Genomic DNA, 20,879 nt, shown 5'->3' with positions numbered 1-20,879 from the left:
TCCGTCCTTCTCTTTTACTCATTGTCTCTTTTATTGTTTTGACACTTCTGGTATTGGACCAAACCGTGAGAATGGCCACATAACGAATTTCACTTCACCCAAAATATCTTTTTTATGAATAAAACCAATGACACGACCGTCTTTTGAATTCCGTCGATTATCACCTAAAACAAAGTAGCTATCTGCTGGTACTTTTTCTTTTAATGAAAAATCGCCTGTCAAAGGTTGACCATCTGTTAAGGCTTTTTTAAATTCATCTAAATAGGGTTCGTCAACTTCTTTTCCATTGATGTACAACGTATCATCCTTGTACGCAATTGTATCTCCAGGTAAACCAATCACACGTTTAATATAATTTTTATCTGGTTCATCTGGCGCTGGGAAAGTAATAATATCGAAACGATTAATTTCTGTGTTTTTTAACGTAATTACCCGTTCACCATCTGCTAACGTTGGATCCATTGAATGACCTCTCACTACGACAGGCGTAAATACAAATTGTCTCAGTAAAAACAGACCCAAAGCTAAACAGGCAAAAAAGACGACTGTTTTAATTAATTCTTTTGATTTCAAACTCATTCCTCCAAAAACCTTATTATCTTATGTCTCATATTCTACCACAAAGTAAATCAATCCTATAGTGCTTAACACCCAATTAATTTTTATGTACGCTTTTTTTACAAAATGGTCAGAAAAAAAACGTATTTCTTTCAAATTTGATTCTTACTTTTTTGATCCTGCTCATAAAAAAAACATAATCAATTCTAAAAAGGGCTGAATTGATTATGCTTCTAGCGTTTTAGCGATCCATCACAACCACGTAACAAACTTCTAAAGGACCATGCAACCCGACAACCAGTTGCATTTCAATATCTCCTGAATTAGAAGGCCCTGAAATAAAGTGAATCGCTGAGCCGATTTTTTCGCCTTTTTCTATTTTTTCTGTATAAAAAGCTGCTGGCTGAGTCGAACGTGGAACGAGTTTGCTAAACGGTATAATTGAAATGTAATGCTTCGGTAAAAAGTGTAAAGCTCTGCCTTGCCCCACATTGGACTCCACCACAATCGTTCCTGATTCAGCTAGTAAAAACTCAGCAAAGGCAATCGCGATATTTGCCTGAGCAGCTGTTTGAATATTCGCTTCTCGTTGCTCACTTCCAGGTTGCCATTGCTTAACAGAAACAGCCTCTAATGACTTAGCTAAATCAGCTAATCCATAAGCTTCAAAACGTGCATCTGTTGGCAATAAAAGATTGCCTCCACCGAACTCAGCAACAATTTGCTGAATCGTCGTCAGTAAATTTTCTTGTGTAGTTTCCACTAAGTTCGTGTGAATCGTTTCCACACGTTCTTTCACAATCGTTAATAGCTCTGCTGGTGTTTTATCTGCCAACTGTTCTTCTGGTAAATGATTAACTGGCTCAAATGGATGAGCCGAAACAGGCTGTTTTTCTACGCCTAATTTTTCTCGTAGATTTTGTAAAAAAGGTTCTCGATTTTGAATCGCTTCATTAGTCATTTTTTTCACCTTCTTGATGTTTTTTGAACCAACTTCTGAAGTTTTCTGAAGATTTTGGTGGTCTTGGCAAATCACGAACATCGGTCCAACCTTTTACTAACCCTGGTCCTTTATCAAGGTAGCCCCCATGATTGTACATGTTTTCAACAGTAATGTCTTTTTGTTTACTTAAAATGCCCGCTGCAGCATGATCGACTTTCATGGCTGCTTTAAACATTGCTGGTGAACCAGTGGCTTTACCTACCATACGCATTTGGAAATCTTCAAATCCATGTTTCATTTTCAGATCATCGGTCATCACTTTACGATGTTCAATTAATAATTCGTGCAATGGAATTTTCACAGGACATGTTTCCGTACATGCCCCACAGAGACTAGACGCATAAGGCAATTCCCCAAACTGTTTATATCCACCTAAAATTGGAGAAAGCACAGCACCAATTGGTCCTGGATAAATAGAGCCATAACCGTGTCCTCCAATATGGCGATAGACCGGACAAACATTCAGACAAGACCCACAACGAATACACTGTAAGACTGGCTGAAAGGCTGTTCCTAACGCTTTTGAACGCCCGTTATCCAAAATGACTACGTGAAATTCTTCCGGACCATCGGATTCATCCGCATTTTTTTGCCCAGCAAACGTCACATACGTTGTTAAATTTTGACCAACGGCACTTCTGGCTAAAAGGTTATCTAAAACCTCTGCTTCACGCATTGTTGGTACGATTCTTTCCATCCCCATTAACACGATTTGTGTCTTAGGAATACTGATGGTCAAATCAGCATTTCCTTCATTTGTATTTAAGTTAATTAAGCCGCTATCCGCAATAGCGAAATTACAACCTGTAATGCCAATCTCCGCTTCCAAAAAGAATTTGCGCATCACTTCTCGTGCACAGCGTGCCAAATTTACCGGGTCATTATCCCCTTGATACCCTAATTTTTTCGCAAAAACCTGACGAATCTGTTCGCGATTTTTATGAATACTTGGGAAAACAATATGTGACGGCTCATCCCAGTCATCCATTTGTAAAATGAATTCCGCCAAGTCTGTTTCCATCACACTGACATCGTCTAATCCCAATAACATTGGATCAATATCGACTTCGGTCGTCACCATTGATTTAGATTTCACAATTTTTTTCGCCTTTTTTTCTAGAACCACTTGTTTCACATATTCATTGGCCTCTTCGGCGGTTTGAGCAAAAAAGACTTTGCCACCTCGTTTGGCGACGTTATCACTGAACTCTTCTAAATAGTCAGGCAGATATTGAATTGTATGTTGGCGAATTTGTTCTCCCAGTTCACGCCATTGTGGCCAATTGCCTAAAGCTTCCCGCGCACCTTCTCGTTTCTCCCATTGGGCATCTTGTGCTTTGGCGACAGCCTTTTGCATAAACACATCTTTTTTACTTTCTTCAATTCGTTCACTTAACGGCTTATTGCTCGTTGATAATCCCACATTTCTTCCCCCTTACCCTACCGATATGATTTGCGGTTGGTCCATGCGTGCTTCATCCACTTCGTGATTAAGGACTTCTGCAATATGCATAATCTTAATCTTTTTCCCATCACGATTGAATTTACCCCCGATATTCATCAGGCAACCCATGTCCGCACTAATTAAAATTTCTGCGCCTGTATCAATCACATCGTTCATTTTTTCCGTCACCATTTGTTCAGAAATAGCTGGCATTTTCACTGAAAACGTTCCGCCAAATCCGCAACAATTTTCAAGATGTCCTAAAGGAATCATTTCTAATCCTTTCACATGATCCAACAAAACAAAAGGCGATTCTCGTTCATTTAAAATTCGCGTCATATGACAAGAACGATGATAAGTGGCTTTCCCATGTAACGTTGCGCCAACATCTTTGACTCCTAAGACACGATAAAGAAACTGACTAAACTCGTAAGTTCGCTCAGCTAAACGTTGTGCTTTTGGCCCATAAATAGGATCATCTGCTAAAAATTTGTGGTATTCTTTCATCATGCCGACACAAGACCCCGCAGGTCCCACCACATAATCGGCACCGTCAAAACTATCAATTTGATTCTTAAGCGTTGTCGTGCTCTCTGTCACATAGCCACTATTGTACGTTGGCTGACCACAACACGTTTGGCTTGTTGGTAAAACCGTTTCACAGCCATACCGTTCCAAAACCTCTACCATTGCTTGCCCTACATTTGGAAAAAGTAAATCCACCACGCATGTCGAAAATATACTCACTTTCACGCAAAATAACCTCCTCGTTTTCTACGAAAAGGCTCCATGAAATCAATCGGGCGGCTGTCATTAAAAGTCACTTGGCTGTCGTCTCTAACTACTTCACAGTGCCTTTTCAACAAATACGTTATTTGTAACAAAAATCGTTTTTTAAAATGATTCTTATACAATAATTATTTTACCAGTATCTGGTTTTAACAGCAAACGATTCCAGAAATTTTGTGCATTTTCACACAAAAAAGGAAGCTTTTTTATAAAAGTTTCTTTTAACCCCTTTGAAATTCGTTTTTTCTGAAGAAAAGAGTGACGAAATTTTGAAATTTTGGTAAACTAAGAAAAAACGAGAAATGAGGGCCATGCATGTTCATTTCATTTAACATGTTTATTCTATTAATTGTTGCAACGATCCTAATGATTTTTCTGATTATCTATTTGACAGTCACTGGAAATGATAAAAATAATAAAAAGAAACAAAAGAAAGAAACAAAAAGAACTACGCCAACTTTAAACAAAAAAACAACCGTTCCCCCTTCTCAGAAGCCAAATGTTGTGACTGATGTTGCAAAAAAGAGCGAGCCAGAAAAGCAAGCCGTACAACGAACACAGAAACCAACCACTAGAGAGGACGAGACTTCTCAATTTACACGAAGCCAACGTCATAAATGAAAATGGGACATAAGTCGAGATGACTTATGTCCCATTTTCTAATTCTTAAGATAATTAGCTGAACAAAAAATCCGCTAGTTGTTTCACTTTTTCTTTTAATTAATGATAGTTTATTCTTCTTTTCAGGTGTATACTAAATGATTGAAAAGAGACTTTTACTAATTAGGAAGAGGTGATTTTTTGTCTGCAAAGCGGTTTATTCAATTATTCATTTGTTATGCTATTTCAATGATTGTCGCAATACTTTTAACGGACTTATTTAATTTCTCGAGTCCTATAGCTTATTTAGTAGTGGCTAGTATCATCGGCTATGTAGTCATTACTGTTCCATTAACAATTATGACTCTATTAAAAAATAAAAATTAATAAAAAAATTGAGCGATTTTAATCACTTAAATTGCTCAATTTTTTTATTTTCATAATATTTTTCACTTATTTTTTCATTTTCATTGACAGAATAGTTGTAATTGTCAGAAAATTGTATATAATAAAGAAAGTTATTTTCATATTATTTTTTTCAATTAAAGGAGAATCCTATGAGTGAAACACAACAAACAACCTTAAAAAAACAATTAAGCTCGCGCCATATTACGATGTTAGCCTTAGGGGGAGCGATTGGCGCAGGTCTTTTTAAAGGAAGTGGCGAAGCAATTGGTATTGCTGGTCCTTCTGTTTTAATCGCCTTTCTAATTGGCGGTGCTGTTCTCTTCATCGTCATGAGTGGTTTAGGAAAACTTGTTTTAGATGGCGGAGACACACATCATGGTTTGTCTGGCTTAGTTCGACCATTTTTAGGTGCACATTCTGCTGATTTTATTGATTGGGTTTATTATTCCATGTGGACAATTAATATTATCGCAGAAGCGGTTGCCGCAGCTTCCTTTTTACAACTTTGGTTTCCTAATATTCCTGCTTGGTTTTTTGTTTTCATTTTAGCTATTTTAACGACGCTCATCAATCTTTACTCGGTTCGTTTATTTGCAGAAACAGAATATTGGTTGGCGTTTGCTAAAATTAGTGTCATCATTTTGTTAATTATTTTTGGTGTTTATCTAGTGGGACAGCAAATGCTAGGCAGTGGTGTCTTCCCTACTTTACAAAGCATCACCGATCATGGTGGCTTTGCCCCACATGGCATGAAAGGTATTGTTAATTCTTTATTAGTAGTTATTTATTCTTATGGCGGTTCAGAATTAATCGCGATTACTGTCAGTGAAGCAGATGATCCTAAAAAAGCCATTCCTAAAGCGATTCGTGGTGTGATGGGACGGATTATTTCCTTCTATATCATTCCATTATTCTTACTTTTGATTATTTTCCCTTGGAATACATTAGCAGGCACAACGGTGAGTCCATTTGTTATGGTTTTTGAAAAAATGAATATTCCTTTTGCTGCTGACATCGTAAATTTTGTGATTATTTTAGCCTTGTTTTCTTCTATTAATTCTGGAGTATACGCCTCTTCTCGCCTTTTATATTTTCGTTTAAAAGACAAAAAAGGGCCCCTAAGTAAACTAGCGGTTTTAAACAAGCACCAAGTACCTCAACGTTCAGTTTTCTTCTGCGCTAGTGTTTTATATCTGGGCGTTATTCTTTCTTATTTTGTTGGCGATGAATTATTTGGTTACTTAGCCGGTTCTCTCTCTTACACTGTCTTGCTAATTTGGATTTTAATTAGCGCTGCGGCGTTTGTTCTGTCTTTAAAACGAGGGTCTCTCTTTGAAAAAAGTATTAATCTTCTTGCTTTAATCATTTTAGGCCTCATCTTTATTGGCATCTTATTTACAAATTCGTCAGGCGTTACTCTTTTAACAGGCCTATTGTACTTTGTTATTTTCTTTAGTTATCGTAAGAAAAATGATTCCTTTCTACTCTCTGATGAAAGCTAAATAGACCGAAAAAACGAACAGTTTTGTAAGATAACTGTTCGTTTTTTCGATGTTCAAAAGCCGTCTTCTTTTGCTATACTATTTTCGTAAATTGTTAGGAGGAGAAAAAATGAAAAAAATTGGCGCTATTTTATTGATTGGCGTATTGATTGTTGGTGGTTATATAAGCTATCGTTTTTATGTAGATACATATAAGGGTGAAAAAGCCTATGCACAAGTTCCTCTAGAAATTCCTGAAAGAAAACAAGCATTAAACAATCAAAAACAACCAGTCTCTGGTCTATATTCATTAAAATACGCGTTAACTTTTGTTAAAAGTAATGGAAAAACGCAAGTCATGGATTACGAACGGACAGACAAAAATCCTCAACCTTTGGAACCGAATGCTTACATAGAAGCAACCATTAGTAAAAAAAGAATCATCCAATCTCCTGTCAAAATTGATAAAAAAGAGATTCCAGAAAAAGCTTTCGCACAATTAAATAACCGAAAAACAACCAGCGATAATTAGTCATCGCTGGTTGTTTTTTTACATGGAATAACAATTAATTCATAAATAATGGTACGCTGATTTTGCTTAATTTCATGAGAACCAAAAATTTCTTGTACGCGTTGTTCTAAAATTGGAACTGACCATTGTTCTTCAAAATAGCTGCGGAAAAAGTCTTTTGAAATAGCTTCTGATGCTTCAAAGAAAAATTTTTTTGTGAAAAAAGGTCGCTGTTCTTTTTTTAGAAATGCTTTGTATTGTGCCATCCAATTTAACTGCGGGTTGCTCTCTTGCTCAAAAGGAGAAAACAACGAATCTTGCTCTTCCACTAGCCGAAATATAAGACACCATTCCTCACTTAATTGGCACAATGCATTAACTTTTTCCGGCGTATCCAAAGCAGGGTTCATCGCTGAAAAAACGACTTGAAATTTTTTCCCAGTCTCAATCAGTCTTTCTTGGCTTTGGTGAAGAAAAACAACGTTGCTTTGTGCTTTTGCTTCCGCAATCTCCAACATTCTCTGAGAAATATCGGCTAGCGTGTACTCCGTGACTTGCTCTTGAAAAAAAGGTAAGTATCGTCCTGTCCCACCTGCGATATCCAGAAATGTCTGACACGGAAAAAGACCTTCTTGGACCAAGAAATCACGTAATTCTCGAGCAATTGGAAATGGCGATTCTTGTTGAATTTCTTCATATTCTTCTGCAAATTCATCCCAAAATTCCGCCAATTCTTGCTCATTATTATTCATCAACAATTGCCCCTTTCTCTCAATTCTTATAAAAAGTGTAGCAAAAGAAGCGCCAAAGAGCTAACAAGTTCACTCATTTAAATCAATAATTTCATCCACAAATCGCAGGGTTTTAGGTCGATGAGTAACCAAAATAGTCAACTTATTGTGGGTAAATTTTTGTACTTCTTGTAACACTTTTTCTTCGGTCTTTTCGTCCAATGCGGAAGTCGCCTCATCTAAAATAAGGATCTCTGCTTGTGTAAATGCTAAGCGCGTGAAAGCAATCCGTTGTTTCTCGCCACCAGAAAAATTCATTCCTTTTTCACTCACAATAGTGTTTAAACCTTCCGGCAACCGTTCATAAAGTTCCCCCAACTGAAAACGATACATAGCTTCAATTACTTGTTCATCAGAAATTTCTTGATTCAATACAATATTTTCTTTTAACGTTCCTTGAAATATTGGCACATCTTGCGATAAATAAAAAACTTTTTCATAATAATCTTCCAAATTGAATTGTGTTAGAGGAAATTGATTCACATAAACTGTCCCCTCTGTCGGTTTCAATAATCCTAAAATCAATTTAATCAGGGTAGATTTGCCTGTCCCACTTTTTCCAATCAAGCCATAGGTTTTGTTCATTGAAAATTGTCGATTTTGTTGGGACATAATCGTTTGACTATCTACGCTAAAACACACATCTTTTAATGAAATTGTTTGAATTTCAGGTAACGCTTTGCCTGGAACCGCTAAATCAGGATTATCTTCTTTTTTATAAAAATCTTCCAAGCGCTGATAGGCTACTTTATCCAAATTATATTGAACAAATAAAACATTAAATATGGCTATCGGCGTATAAATTCGATCGATATACATCACTATCGCTACAAGTCCACCTAAACTTAACGTCACGACGTTAGTAAAACTAAGTGCGACAATACTTACTTTGATAAGTGCGACTAACAAGGCAAAAAAGCCAAAGAAAAATTCATGGATTATAGTCATTTTTGTTATATTTTGACTATTTTCCTCTGCCATTAACGCGTAATTTTCAATCTCTTTTTTATATTTTCGATTAATTCTAAAAGTTACTAGTTCTGTCATCCCTCGTATCAAAGTAGCATTCATTGCTTCTTCAGAAATAAGTGTTTTTTCTTTCATTTTTTGTAGCGTTTTCAAAAGTATTTTAGTTAAAATAAATACAATCACATAACCAATTAGAATTGCTGGTAATAATTTTTTATCAATCAATGCTATGAAAAATAAATTAAATAACGTCTCTGGAATTAACTCTCGAAATAAGCGCCCATAAAAATTCAAGTGGATATTTCTCCCAGCTGCTGCACCAACTTCTAGTTTTTGTAGTAAAGTTCCCGCTCCCAGTTTTAGATATTCTTCATAGGAAATCTTGCTCATTTTTATTAAACTTAATTTCTTCAAATAGAAATAGATGCCATTAGTTAAGTAAGCTTTCGGTTTCTGTTCACAGTAAGACAATAGCGGAATTAAAATAATTGTTGTTCCATACGCTACTAACAACCCTAGTTGGAAACTTTTTTGATAATGATCTAACAACTGTTGAAAAAAATAAATTGCTAAAGCACTACATAATGAAACAATCACGCCAATCAAAATGTACCAAGTGAAGCTTTTCCGAAAGTGCGACCATATTTTTTTAGTCATTTACTCCCTCCTTTTCGAGCATTATATACCTTACTGTAGCATAGTTTTTGATTGGCGCCTATCAACAATTTATCTCCAGATAATAGAAAAGCCCCCCAGCGAAAGCTGGATGGCTTTTCTATTGTTAATTCTTTCTGATTTGTAGATAACTTACACCTAAAACGGCAAATGTACTTGCCAGTATTCCTGCTATTAACATAAACGGTGTTTTTGTTGTGCCTGTTTTGGGAAGTTCTCGTTGCCCGTTTGCTTCATTTAATTTTTGAATTGGTTCACTAAGCAGTTGGGGAACCAATTGTGGGCTTCCTTCATTTTTCAATGTATTTAATGGAGCGTTTAGTATTTGTGGTTGATTTTTTGATGTAACATTTTTATTTGTCTCCACAGTTGTTTCTGTGGATGGCTGTTTTTTCTCAGTTGTAGTAATTTCTTTTGTTGGTGAGACATGGACTTCTGGTTGACTGCTTTCTGCGGTTTCTGTTGTGCCGTTCTCTTCAGTTGTTACGCTTGGTTTTTCAGGTATGATTGGTGCAATTGTACCTAGTGTTTCACTTTCATCTGGATTTTCTTCTTCTGTTGGCGACACATGGACTTCTGGTTGACTGCTTTCTGCGGTTTCTGTTGTGCCATTCTCTTCAGTTGTTACGCTTGGTTTTTCAGGTATGATTGGTGCAATTGTACCTAACGTTTCACTTTCATCTGGATTTTCTTCTTCCGTTGATGAGACATGAACTTCTGGTTGACTGCTTTCTGCGGTTTCTGTTGTGCCGTTCTCTTCAGTTGTCACACTTGGTTTTTCAGGTATGATTGGCTCAATCGTGCCTAGTGTTTCACTTTCATCTGGATTTTCTTCTTCTGTTGGTGAGACATGAACTTCTGGTTGGCTGCTTTCTGCCGTTTCCGTTGTGCCATTCTCTTCAGTTGTCACACTTGGTTTTTCAGGTATGATTGGCTCAATCGTGCCTAGTGTTTCACCTTCATCTGGATTTTCTTCTTCTGTTGGCGAGACATGAACTTCTGGTTGGCTGCTTTCTACGGTTTCTGTTGTGTCTGTCTTTTCACTTGTTTCTGTTGCCTGTTCCGAAGTAGGTGTCTTTGGTTCCCATTCTTCTATTGTCTCTAAAGGAATGTCTAGACTTTCTTCTGTTGGCATTTCCACATTTTGATTGCCGCTTGCCTCGCCTTCTACAAAAACATTTTTAACCTGTGATGTATTTTTTTCATTCATTGGGTCTTGATTGTTTAGTTGATAATTGATGTCATAACTATTTTCAAATGTTGCTTGATGTTGGCCTGCTTCTGTGATTGTCGAAGTGTAACGGACGATAAAGGAAGTAAAGCGTGCTTTATCCCGATAAAAGCGTAAATTAAAGTCATTATCTGTTACGAAGTCAATTTGGCCATAACCTTGTTGCTCAAACTCGGCAAGTGAAATATATTTAGTTTCTTTGTCATTCACAATATCAAATGTAAAACTCTCTTTATTTAATTGTTGACCACTTCCTTGTCGATCCGCAATTGAAATATCTTCTGTGACATCGGATTTATTGAGGTTCACATTTAAAAACCAACGTACTTGATTTGACTCTCCAGCCAAATCGCCTACTTTATAAAAAAACGGATAGTCTCGCTCAATTTGGCCAGTCTCTGTGTTAGTCACTCCTTCAATCGTCAAACGTTGAGTCGCCGTTGCTGTTCCGAAATCCGTTTCTATCACATTCGGTTGCGAACTATTGGTGATAAGCGTTTTAATCCCGAAAGAAAAATGCCCATTCACATTATGTAAAGATTCAACTTTTTCATTAAATGTTGCTACAACATGATCTTTATAGATAAAAACTTCCCCTAAACCATTTAAATTGATTTTTCGTGGTGAGCCATCGTTCTCGGTCATTCCAACTAATGCATTTGGTAAAGTTAAAGTAATAGTATCGCCAGGTTTTATTTTCTGATTTTCTTTGTCACTAAAAGATACTTTAATGGAGGTCATCTCTCCTTGATATAAAGTAGTGTGATCTAATTCTACTTTGTCAACGATTGGACTTTTGCTCAATTCGGCGCCAAACGAAATTGGACCTATCAATAACGCCCCCGCAATTGGTAGAATCATTACCAACAGTAACACTAAAAATTTTACACTTTTTGTCATAAAAAATTATTCACCCTTCTTTTCTCTTATTTTTTCCACTTAGTGGTCTTTTTCAGAAGTTGACAATAGCAAAAAGATATGTCTCGCACAATATTAATGCTCATTTAAGTAGCCTTTTTTTTAAATTTCTAATTCACTTCCTAAGGAAAACGTTTTATTATGGTAGTTACATTAGATAACGTTTGTTACAAAATATCTAATGCTGCCAAGTTTGAGTTGCATAAATAACATATTTCACATCAATAATGAATAAAAATACTTATTTCATCCTCATTTTGTTTCCCAGGCCATTTATTCTTGTTATAATAAAGTTTATGAGATAAGGAGGAAAAGAATGAAAAATTCATATTTTGACGGTGGTTTAGCCACGTATATCGGGACTTCAATTTTAGCAACCTTGATTACTGTCTTTACATTAGGCATTTGCACACCTTGGGGAATTTGTATGATGTACAACTGGAAAATCAAGCATACCGTTATTGATGGTAAACGCCTTTATTTTGACGGTACAGCTATGCAATTATTCGGTCATTGGATTAAATGGCTTTTATTAACTATAATTACTTTAGGAATTTATGGTTTTTGGTTGAATATCCGTTTGCAACAATGGATTACAAAACATACCCACACGCTTTCATAAAAAGAGGAAGGATGAACTGAGTTCCGGTCCATCCTTCCTCTTTTTATGAATATCTAACAGAGTGTTATCCTACTCTTTGAAAAAACAAGGAATTTATGCTATACTTTGATAAGTATCAAGGGATACTTATGTTATTTCGGGGGCGTTACGGATTCGACAGGCATAGTTGAGCTTGAATTGCGTTTCGTAGGTTACGGCTACGTTAAAACGTTACAGTTAAATATAACTGCTAAAAACGAAAACAATTCTTTCGCTTTAGCTGCCTAAAAACCAGCTAGCGAAGATCCTCCCGGCATCGCCCATGTGCTCGGGTCAGGGTCCTAATCGAAGTGGGATACGCTAAATTTTTCCGTCTGTAAAATTTAGAAGAGCTTACCAGACTAGCAATACAGAATGCCTGTCACTCGGCACGCTGTAAAGCGAACCTTTAAATGAGTGTCTATGAACGTAGAGATTTAAGTGGCAATATGTTTGGACGCGGGTTCGACTCCCGCCGTCTCCATTTTTAGAAAAGTAGAGAAAAACAAAAAAGTGCTAAAACCTTATAAAATAAAGGTTTTAGCTCTTTTTATTTCTATAAGAAAAGGATACAAAAGAAGAGAAATGCAAAATATTTTGCACTCATTCTCTGAAAAACTTGCGACTTAACAACTCTTACGGTTGGAGTAATCCAATGATACACTTCAAATTAGCCAGGAACAAAACGTTAAATCAACTATTATCAAAGAATAGTAAACTTCAGAATCTACAATGAATAGCATTGAAACTAAAAAAAATTTGTATATCCATATTTTAAATTAAAAAATTCTCTACATATCTTTTCAGCATATTAAATAACAATATAATAACGAAATCCCAGACTAGTTTTTTTATTTTTTACAATTTTTTCTATAACTAAAAACTATTTTAAAAGGAACCGAGAAAAAAGCACCCATAATCCACTCCTTATTTTTTAATCTTTAATTTCACAATAAAAATTTCTTTTAACAAAAAAACTTTAAAAAACACTCGTTATATTAATTAACTTATTTTAAATTAGTGAAAACAACCAATTGGTCTAGACGAAGAAATCGTTTACATTAGAATATGAGTTAAAAATGATAAATTATTAACTAAAAAAAATAAGTTGTTATATATTTTTAGTGGAAAACAAAGTAATATCCAAAAAGGAAAAGAAATAACAAAAAAAGAAAGAAAAGGAAGATCATTTTGAACAAGTTTTTAAAGTATACATTTTCTCTACTAATTATTATTATTGGAAGTTTTTACAGCCACCAAGTTGTTTCTGCAGAGGAGCTAGTCGGAACTGGTATAGTTGATCTATTTGAATTTAGTGATACTAACTTATCTCAAGGACAAACAACTTCTGTCAAAATAACATTTAGTGAAAAATATAAAGATCATATCAAACCTGGCGATACATTGACCTTTCCAATGCCAGCGGGGCTAGAGGGCATGACTGAAAATGACGGTTCACCAAGAAAAATTTTGTTAAGCGACTTAGGCGAAGCACTTATATACAAAGACAGAATTGTTGCAACTGCCAATGATCGTGTAAAATTTCTAGAACATGTACATGGTAGTTTTAGTTTTGGTATTAAATCAACTGTTACTAACAGTACAACCGATGCCACTATTGAAACAAATTTTGGAACAACTTTAGAAAAAAAATCCGTAACTGTCCGAGGCATTTCTCAAAATCCAGGAACGAGTACTCAACCATTTTTCTACAAATCAGGGGATTTACTAGGCGACTCTGATAAGGTCCGTTGGTTTTTAAATGTAAATTTAAACAAAGAAGAACTTTCAGATGATATCGTCATCTCTGACACTCACGGATCTGGTCAATTATTAAACAAAGATAGTTTCAATATTACGGTAAATAATTATTTAGGTTCAACTACCTATACTCTCAACGCTTTCATGGAAAAAGGATTCGGCACCATCGAACTTTCAACAGATAATAATTTTATTATTCGATTGAAGAAAGACCATGCACGTTTAGCCTCATTTACTATAATGTACACTACGACCATTACAACTGAAGGTCGTAAACAAGAGCTCTTTGAAAATAGTTATGACGTAAACTATCAAATTTTTAACAAAGAGCGAATGACAGAAAAAAATTCAACTAGCGTCAAAAATCTATTTGCTGAAGGAGAAGCAGATGGCGATTTAGACAAACAGGATCCTAATGAGCATGAGATTGAAACTCCTAACGAATCAGTTGAACCATTACCAGATAACACCCCCACTCCTGAAAAACCATTAGTTGAAGATTCAGAAAATCCTTCAGAAAAAGGACCAGATAAAAGTCAGCCTGAAATTCATATTGGTGAAAAAGAAGACTTTGTTGAAGATGAATCCGATAAAATCAAAGATTTAGAAGATACCCCATCAACAGAAAAACCTCTTTCTCCTAAAGATATTGAGAATGAAACGAACAACTCTGTTGATAAAAATCAACCTGAAATCCATATCGGTGAAAAAGAGGAAGTTGTTGAAGATGAGTCTGATAAAACCAAAGATTTAGAAGACACCCCATCAACAGAAACGCCTCTTCCTCCTAAAGAAGTTGAGAATGAAACGAACAACTCTGTTGATAAAAACCAACCTGAAAGCCGTATTGGTGAAAAAGAAGACCTTGTTGAAGATGAATCCGATAAAATTAAAGATTTAAAAGACACTCCATCAACAGAAAAACCTCTTTCTTCTAAAAAAATCAAAAAAGAAACAAGCAACACTGTTGATACAAACAAAACTGCTGTGAAAAAAAACAGCCCTCAAGCGAATCAAAAAACAACAAGTGACACAAGTATGACAACCGTTTCATCTTTATCATCAGTAAATGAGAAAGAGAAAAAAATACTTCCTAAAGCAGGAACAACAAACAATATGTTTTTAACCCTACTGGGTCTGCTAATCATTCTTTTCACTTCAATTACTGTTTATTCTAAATATAAAAAAGTAAATTAAATAATCAAAACCACCCGCTCACACGGGTGGTTTGTTTTGTGGCTGTGACCTCTATTACCTGCCGCGCCACATTTACTCACTGCTCCTGAAAGGAGCTATTTTATTTTTTGTATTTTTTGTCCTGTGAACGGACCTACATCTTCAAACATTGTTAGTTAATCTGCTACATAATCTTCACAAAGTTAATTACGAATGTATTCTTCTATCTGCTTTTTATTTTTTTTACTGTACCCATATAGTAACCGCCACACCAAAATTTTTTATGTTCCTAACGATATTTTAGTTCTGTATGTCTATCGAATATCATTGAGCTACTTTTTCCTTTTAAATGCAGAATGAATTGGTAGACACTTAATTTTGGAGGAATGCATACTAGCATATGAATATGTTTCGTATACAACTTTCTAGCGATATTTTGGCGCAAAAACAATATGATACTTACATTCCATCTTGTGTATAAACTTTTTATGCCCTTTTTCATAAGGGTTACCTCAAAACTTTTGATATGATGGTCGAGAAACCATTTGCATAGTGGATGGTTTTCAATGCATAAAAAAAAAGAGTCCCCTTTCTCAAGGAAACTCTCAATTGCTAAGTCAAAATAACTTCACGTTATCTAAATCTTTTAAATCAATCCTATGGTTCGCGGAACAAAGGAGCTAAAAACTTAATAGAATAAATCGCACAAATTCCGACAATAATATAGATAATTTTTGCTAATGGTGTGGTTGCACCGCCACTAATTGTTGCAACTAAATCAAAATTAAATGCGCCAACTAATAACCAGTTTAAACCTCCGACAATCAATAAAATTAAAGCAATAATATCCAGATATTTCATTTTTAACACTCCTTCCAAATTTGATAAGCCAAGAGTAACACGTTTGTTCTTTATTTACGAAAATAATGATTCAGGAAAAAAATTTTTTTCAATTATTTTCTCGAATCATTTTTTCATTATTAAGAATTTTATGATATAACTAAAGAGTAGACAAAAACAGATTCATTATCTCTGATAAGAAATGGTGGTTTATTATGCGTGCTAAGTTATTTTTAATTTTGCGGAATCGAGTGTTATCCCGTGTTGTCTTTGTCATTCTATTTTTACATGTGCTTTTTACCACAAATGATTTCACGGTGTTGCTGCTCCTCTTACTATTGAATTATTTACTCACGCTTGAGGATAGCGCGAAAAAAAACAGAAAAATCCAAACTTGGCAGGAATTTAAACAGTCGATTGATTGGCCCTTTGTCGCTTTTTATTCAGGGCTTGCTCTTTTAGTTATTTCGTTAATACTTCTGTTTCTCTGGTTCAATTATGCACGATAAGGAGGATTAAAAATTGAAAAGCTATTTTTTACTCTTTTTTTTAGTATGTTTAGCCTTTTCGTCATACTACTTTGGTTTTCTGGATATGATAGTAAGGGATTTCTATTGGCCCTTACAGATTTTCTAGGTTTTTCTATTATTCACCAAACGCCTGTGCTGGATACTTATTATTCCCAGCAGCCTTTAACAACCAGAATGTTGATTTCTTCTGGGCTTCATTTTTGTACTTATTTTTGCTTAGGTTTGGTCATTGATTTACTACGTAAAGGGTTTAAAAAAATAAAAACATAGTCACTTTTATTATACGAATCGTTAATTTCCATGCTTTCTGGTCGTCTTTTTCCGCCGCTTGTACCAGATAATGAAGCCGCTAATAATTAACGCACAGGCAATTAAAAGTAATGTCCATAATAGTAAATTTTGTTGTTGTGCCACTTTTTTCATCCCCGCTGCTGCTTTTTCTGGTTGATATGGGATACGATGTCCTCGAACTAATAACCGATGACTGTTTATCATATACGGTGTGCAAGTTAATAAAGTGACGAGATCTTGGCCAGACTCAATGTGTAAATCTTTTGTATCAGTTGGTTCAACGGTTTTTATTTGATCTACTTGATAAGCAAGCGTCTTCCCATTAACTTCGATATAAAATTCATCGCCTTTTTTTAATTCTGGCAAATCTGTAAATAATTTGGCTTGAGGGAGACCACGATGGCCTGAAATGACCGCATGTGTATTCGCACCACCTGTAGGATAGGAGGTTCCTTCTAACAAGGAGCTTCCTTTTTCCAATAGCAATGCATTCGTTTTATCAAAAATTGGTAAACGGACATTTATTTTTGGAATGGTTAAAACACCAATCGTATGACTTTCAAAATAGGATTTGTCTGGTTTTTTCGTTGTTTTTTGCGTTTCAGAAAAAGGATCTAATCCAGGATTGCTGCCTTTTTTGGCTAATTCTTGGTTTTTCTTTTCCATTTTTTCTTGAAGTTCAGCCATTTCTTTGGTGTTTTCTTGGCTTGCTTTTGCTTGATAATGAGCGATAATTTGTTGATCCAGATAGTTATTTAATGCATCGCTAACAAAAGGATACGCAAATGCACCTATTCCAATAATCAGTAAAAGAATCATAAAACCATCAATGATACGACGTTTCTTTTTTGACTTCATTGCTTCCTCCTTAAAAATAAAGCATGAGAGCCTGGGACAGTGATTGGCCCAGGCTCTTTGTTTTTCTAAAAATTTCTTCGGTGATGCTAGAAATTAAGCATTTTCTTTTCTACGTCTAGCAAAGTAGACTCCTGCAATAAGTAGCAAGACTGCGCCACTTCCTAAGTAAACGTAGATTCCTTTGCCACCTGTTGAAGGTAAGGTACCTTTGTGTTTGTTTGGTACTTTTTCTGGTGAAACTAGGTTTTCTGTTGTGCCATATGATTGTTCATTGACCACAAATTCAATCCGATTTGTTAACAAGACATAATCATCAGGAGCTACAGTTTCTTCTAAATAATAGGTACCGTATTTAAGCCCTGTGATATCAACTAATCCATCAGCCGTTGTTGTAAAAGTAGTTGCTTCGGCTTTTGTTTTCACCCAAGTTGCTGCTTTCGTGGTTTCATCGATTTTCAAATAATTTGCTGTGTCGCTGTTTTGATCACGGACGACAAAGGAAGCTCCCGCCAAGGCTTGTGTCGCTGTCACATCGCCATCGACTTTAATGAAACGTTTCCCACCTGTCACCACTTCAACAGTTGGTGGTGTTTGGTCGTCGGTATGACCGTTATCAACATTCGCCTCATTTTTAAAGCCTTTCGTAGGATCTGCTTTTTCATTTAAATGCATAAAGTAAACGAATTTTAGTGTGCCGCCTGGCGTTAGCGTAGGAATATACGCTGGATTAACGGCGACAGTGAAGCCATTTGCTTGTTCAGTCACTTGATAATTTTCAGGAGCAATCACTGTATCCCCATCATATAACGCATAGGCATACTCTCCAGAAGTCACGTTATCAAAAGTTAAGGCTGCATCATGTTTATCAATTAAATTGAATTTGACGTATTTATTAGCGTCGCCTTCTTTGTCTGCAATCCCCAATGGAATATTTACAGAAATTTGATATTTAATTTTTTCGCCAATTGCCACATCTTTACCATCTAAGTTTGGTGTTGTTTTATCAACTTTAGAGGTATCATTTTTGACTGTTTTTTCAACAGGTGTTTGATTGTTTGCTTCAATTGTAAATGGTGTTTTTGTTTGATTTTCAATTAATTCTGCATTATTTGGCGCTTTTACTTCTTCTAAAATATACGAACCAACCTCAAGATTTTTAACTGTTAATTCTCCCGTTCCATTCTCTGCTTCTGTGAAATCATTTTCGCCAATTTCATAACTTTTCCCAGTAATAAAGCGTTTTGCTTGTTCTTTATCCGTTGTCCATGTATATAATCCATCTTTGACTCCTTGGATATATTTTACTGTGCCTGGTGAGCCTTCGCTTTTGGAAATAACAAATTCTGCACCATTTAATCCTTCATTTTCAGCAGTTCCTACTTTTTTCACATGTAAACTACCATCATTAGCTACCACATTTTTAGGATAAATATGAACAACCGCTAATTCTTCTGTTCCATATTTATAGGAACCATCTGTTTGCTTGATCATTTCGTAAACTGGGAACGCCACCACCATATTCGTAGCAGCAACTACACCCTCTTTTGGTTCTTCTTTAATGGTATACACTGCATCTTTACCATTTTGTTTTTTAGGTAACTGAACAGTGACATTCCCATTTGCATCGGTGGTTCCTTGAGCAACAGGTTTCCCAGGAGTTAAACTTTGGACAGCTTGTTTAGCTGCATCAACGCTTGCGCCTGCCGCTCGTTGCTCGTAAAATTCGTTCGTCACGTTATAAATACTAAACGTCACATCTGCCAGTCCTTGATATTTATCAAACTCGCTCATTTCTTTCCCGCTATTTTGAATAAGCGGATCTGGTAAATCCGTCATTTTCTTTTTGTGAATCACGAGCTGTGCGCTCTCCCCATTTTCTTCTGCAAATGCAGTTGTTGTCCCTAATACACTCGTGAAAAGTGGCAAAATTAGTAACAAGGTACTAACGGTGTACCAAACTTTTTTTAATTGCTTCATTTTCTCTCTCCTCTTTTTTGTTTTTGATAAAATAGCCAAATGACTACCAGCCCAATGATTAGCAGGCCTGCAATCGTCAACCAAATAGAACGTTCTTCATTTGTTTTTGGTAAGAAGCCTGACTCTTTTACTTTTTTATTGATTACATGTAACGGTGCTGTTCGTTGTCCGTTCGTTGCATAAGAATTTTTTTCCACCGTAAAAGGAATTTCTGTTTGATTCAGAAGATAACCTTTTGGTGCAGAGATTTCTTCCAAGAAGTACTGGCCATCTTTTAAACCTTTAACTGAAAATTCACCGGCTTGATTAGACGTGATTTTTTTAGCTAATGCTTTTTCTTTTTGCCAACGATACCCGTTTGCTGTTTCATTGAGGTATTCCCCCGCTTGATTTTTGACGATAAAAACAGCCTCTGGCAAGGTGATTTTCGCATTTTCACTATCAACTTTGACAAAAGACTTGCCGCCTGTACGAACTGTGGCTCTTTTAGTCAAGGTATGCTTGTCCGTGACTAATTGTCCTTCGTTGTTAATCGTAGTGTCAGGCTCAGCGGTCTTTTCTAAACGCATTTGATACGACACAGTCATTGTTTGATTTGCAAAGTTTTGTAAGTCTTTAATTGAAAAATCAAGCGTAAATCCATGCTTTTGCGTCGTCAATGTGTAACCTGTAGTAACTGTTTTTCCAGCCACTTTTACCTCAATTGATTCTGGTAAAAGTGTCAACGTTGTATCCGCCTTATCTGACAAACGGAATTCCTGATATCCTAAAATATTCGCTGGAATCTGAGTCGTTAACTGATAGTTAATGTGCTCTCCTTGATTAAAGCCTTGTTGCTTATCGAGTACCGTTTTTTCAAGTGGTGGTAAGTCATAGGCATTTTCTTCATTTTTTGGATATAAATGAATATGCGTTAACGATTGCCCTTGTGGATCTTGAACAGGCAAAATCACTACTAGGTTGCTAGCTTTTTCCTTTACCACTTCCGGTGCTTCCGCTTCAACAAATAAATAGGCTTTATCTCGTTGCTGCGAATCTTTGCTAGCTAATGAAAAAGAAACCACTCCATCTTCTCCATTTATTGTCTGTGTTTTATCTTCTGCGATCGGTTTTGTATTCATTGCACCGGTTTCTGCTAATTGACGCTGTGCCTCTTGGACCGTTTTTCCTTCAGAACGAAGCTGATAAAACGGATCCGTCACATCATAGACTTGATAAGTGACGTCATTTAAGCCCCGATAATTTTGAAGTAGCGTTCCCTCTTCCCCTGTGTTTTGCTGCTGTTCTGGTAATTGACCATCAGGGAACAATAATTTGTGCAACGTAACTTGAACGCTTGCTTGCGATGCTTCTGCTAATGCTTGCTGTGAAAACCCGAAAAGAGCGAGTAGCATGACGCAAATACTTAACCAACGTGCGTTTTTCATT

At 35.9% G+C, this 20,879-nt stretch carries 18 protein-coding genes, 1 other RNA gene and 1 pseudogene; 8 read left to right on the top strand and 12 right to left on the bottom strand.

The window, feature by feature from the left end; translation table 11 throughout:
- Positions 1-30: 30 nt before the first annotated feature.
- From lepB to IGL93_RS04355, 4 genes are all read right to left on the bottom strand, one after another.
- The gene (gene lepB / locus IGL93_RS04370) at positions 31-579 is read right to left on the bottom strand and encodes a signal peptidase I (RefSeq protein WP_002358039.1); all 549 of its coding nucleotides are present in this window, start codon (positions 577-579) and stop codon (positions 31-33) included.
- A gap of 220 nt (positions 580-799) precedes the next feature.
- Entirely contained in the window at positions 800-1,519 is a 720-nt protein-coding gene (locus IGL93_RS04365) for a LutC/YkgG family protein (protein WP_010775726.1), read from the bottom strand.
- A complete protein-coding gene (locus IGL93_RS04360) occupies positions 1,512-2,984 on the bottom strand; it encodes a LutB/LldF family L-lactate oxidation iron-sulfur protein (protein WP_002365496.1) in 1,473 nt (490 codons plus the stop codon). The genes IGL93_RS04365 and IGL93_RS04360 overlap by 8 nt, the downstream gene beginning before the upstream one ends.
- 12 nt (positions 2,985-2,996) lie before the next feature.
- Complete coding sequence (locus tag IGL93_RS04355) at positions 2,997-3,758, bottom strand: (Fe-S)-binding protein (RefSeq protein ID WP_002365495.1); 762 nt, start codon at positions 3,756-3,758, stop codon at positions 2,997-2,999.
- 369 nt (positions 3,759-4,127) lie between these two features.
- On the opposite strand from IGL93_RS04355, the gene IGL93_RS04350 reads away from it, so the two are divergent.
- The 4 genes from IGL93_RS04350 (at position 4,128) to IGL93_RS04335 (ending at position 6,815) form a co-directional block, all read left to right on the top strand.
- Complete coding sequence (locus IGL93_RS04350; protein ID WP_002390077.1) at positions 4,128-4,415, top strand: hypothetical protein; 288 nt, start codon at positions 4,128-4,130, stop codon at positions 4,413-4,415.
- Positions 4,416-4,595: 180 nt separating this feature from the next.
- The gene (locus tag IGL93_RS04345; protein WP_002358046.1) at positions 4,596-4,781 is read left to right on the top strand and encodes a hypothetical protein; all 186 of its coding nucleotides are present in this window, start codon (positions 4,596-4,598) and stop codon (positions 4,779-4,781) included.
- 170 nt (positions 4,782-4,951) lie between these two features.
- Entirely contained in the window at positions 4,952-6,304 is a 1,353-nt protein-coding gene (locus IGL93_RS04340; protein WP_010775725.1) for an amino acid permease, read from the top strand.
- Positions 6,305-6,413: 109 nt separating this feature from the next.
- Positions 6,414-6,815, top strand: a complete 402-nt coding sequence (locus tag IGL93_RS04335) for a YxeA family protein (RefSeq protein ID WP_430600023.1) — start codon at positions 6,414-6,416, stop codon at positions 6,813-6,815.
- Here IGL93_RS04335 and IGL93_RS04330 read toward each other — a convergent pair.
- The 3 genes from IGL93_RS04330 to ace form a co-directional block, all read right to left on the bottom strand.
- Positions 6,812-7,546 carry a class I SAM-dependent methyltransferase gene (locus IGL93_RS04330; protein WP_002391601.1) on the bottom strand — a complete coding sequence of 245 codons (735 nt, stop codon included), beginning with the start codon at positions 7,544-7,546 and terminating at the stop codon, positions 6,812-6,814. The genes IGL93_RS04335 and IGL93_RS04330 overlap by 4 nt on opposite strands.
- 69 nt (positions 7,547-7,615) lie before the next feature.
- Positions 7,616-9,211 (bottom strand): ATP-binding cassette domain-containing protein, encoded by a 1,596-nt coding sequence (locus IGL93_RS04325; RefSeq protein ID WP_010775724.1) that lies wholly within the window; start codon positions 9,209-9,211, stop codon positions 7,616-7,618.
- A gap of 124 nt (positions 9,212-9,335) precedes the next feature.
- Positions 9,336-11,360 carry a collagen-binding MSCRAMM adhesin Ace gene (gene ace / locus IGL93_RS04320; RefSeq protein ID WP_024041720.1) on the bottom strand — a complete coding sequence of 675 codons (2,025 nt, stop codon included), beginning with the start codon at positions 11,358-11,360 and terminating at the stop codon, positions 9,336-9,338.
- Positions 11,361-11,694: 334 nt separating this feature from the next.
- Between ace and IGL93_RS04315 the strand changes: the two genes are divergently transcribed.
- From IGL93_RS04315 to IGL93_RS04305, 3 genes are all read left to right on the top strand, one after another.
- Positions 11,695-12,000, top strand: coding sequence for a DUF898 family protein (locus IGL93_RS04315; RefSeq protein WP_010713532.1), 306 nt, complete (start codon positions 11,695-11,697; stop codon positions 11,998-12,000).
- A gap of 138 nt (positions 12,001-12,138) precedes the next feature.
- Positions 12,139-12,505, top strand: a transfer-messenger RNA (tmRNA) gene (gene ssrA, locus IGL93_RS04310).
- A gap of 704 nt (positions 12,506-13,209) precedes the next feature.
- Complete coding sequence (locus IGL93_RS04305; protein WP_010713533.1) at positions 13,210-14,976, top strand: collagen binding domain-containing protein; 1,767 nt, start codon at positions 13,210-13,212, stop codon at positions 14,974-14,976.
- A 155-nt stretch (positions 14,977-15,131) separates the two neighbouring features.
- On the opposite strand, the pseudogene tnpA reads toward IGL93_RS04305, so the two are convergent.
- Positions 15,132-15,425 (bottom strand): annotated as a pseudogene (gene tnpA, locus IGL93_RS04300) (IS200/IS605 family transposase).
- Between the two features lie 187 nt (positions 15,426-15,612).
- On the bottom strand, positions 15,613-15,816 hold the full coding sequence (locus IGL93_RS04295) for a DUF378 domain-containing protein (RefSeq protein ID WP_002381996.1): 204 nt from the start codon (positions 15,814-15,816) through the stop codon (positions 15,613-15,615).
- Between the two features lie 194 nt (positions 15,817-16,010).
- Between IGL93_RS04295 and IGL93_RS04290 the strand changes: the two genes are divergently transcribed.
- Positions 16,011-16,304 (top strand): hypothetical protein, encoded by a 294-nt coding sequence (locus tag IGL93_RS04290; RefSeq protein WP_002358125.1) that lies wholly within the window; start codon positions 16,011-16,013, stop codon positions 16,302-16,304.
- 312 nt (positions 16,305-16,616) lie between these two features.
- Here IGL93_RS04290 and srtC read toward each other — a convergent pair whose 3' ends face one another.
- The 3 genes from srtC to ebpB all read right to left on the bottom strand — a co-directional run bounded on the left by srtC (position 16,617) and on the right by ebpB (position 20,878).
- Positions 16,617-17,474, bottom strand: coding sequence for an Ebp pilus assembly class C sortase (gene srtC, locus IGL93_RS04285; protein ID WP_002360607.1), 858 nt, complete (start codon positions 17,472-17,474; stop codon positions 16,617-16,619).
- A gap of 93 nt (positions 17,475-17,567) precedes the next feature.
- Positions 17,568-19,451, bottom strand: coding sequence for an endocarditis and biofilm-associated pilus major subunit EbpC (gene ebpC, locus IGL93_RS04280; protein WP_010775721.1), 1,884 nt, complete (start codon positions 19,449-19,451; stop codon positions 17,568-17,570).
- Positions 19,448-20,878 carry an endocarditis and biofilm-associated pilus minor subunit EbpB gene (gene ebpB, locus IGL93_RS04275; protein ID WP_010775720.1) on the bottom strand — a complete coding sequence of 477 codons (1,431 nt, stop codon included), beginning with the start codon at positions 20,876-20,878 and terminating at the stop codon, positions 19,448-19,450. The genes ebpC and ebpB overlap by 4 nt, the downstream gene beginning before the upstream one ends.
- Between the last annotated feature and the right edge of the window lies 1 nt (position 20,879).

This window comes from Enterococcus sp. DIV1328a (genome assembly GCF_050536905.1).
Lineage (GTDB): Bacteria > Bacillota > Bacilli > Lactobacillales > Enterococcaceae > Enterococcus > Enterococcus faecalis.
Note: the sequence above shows the minus strand (reverse complement) of the source record. Positions and strands in the feature narration are given on the sequence as shown.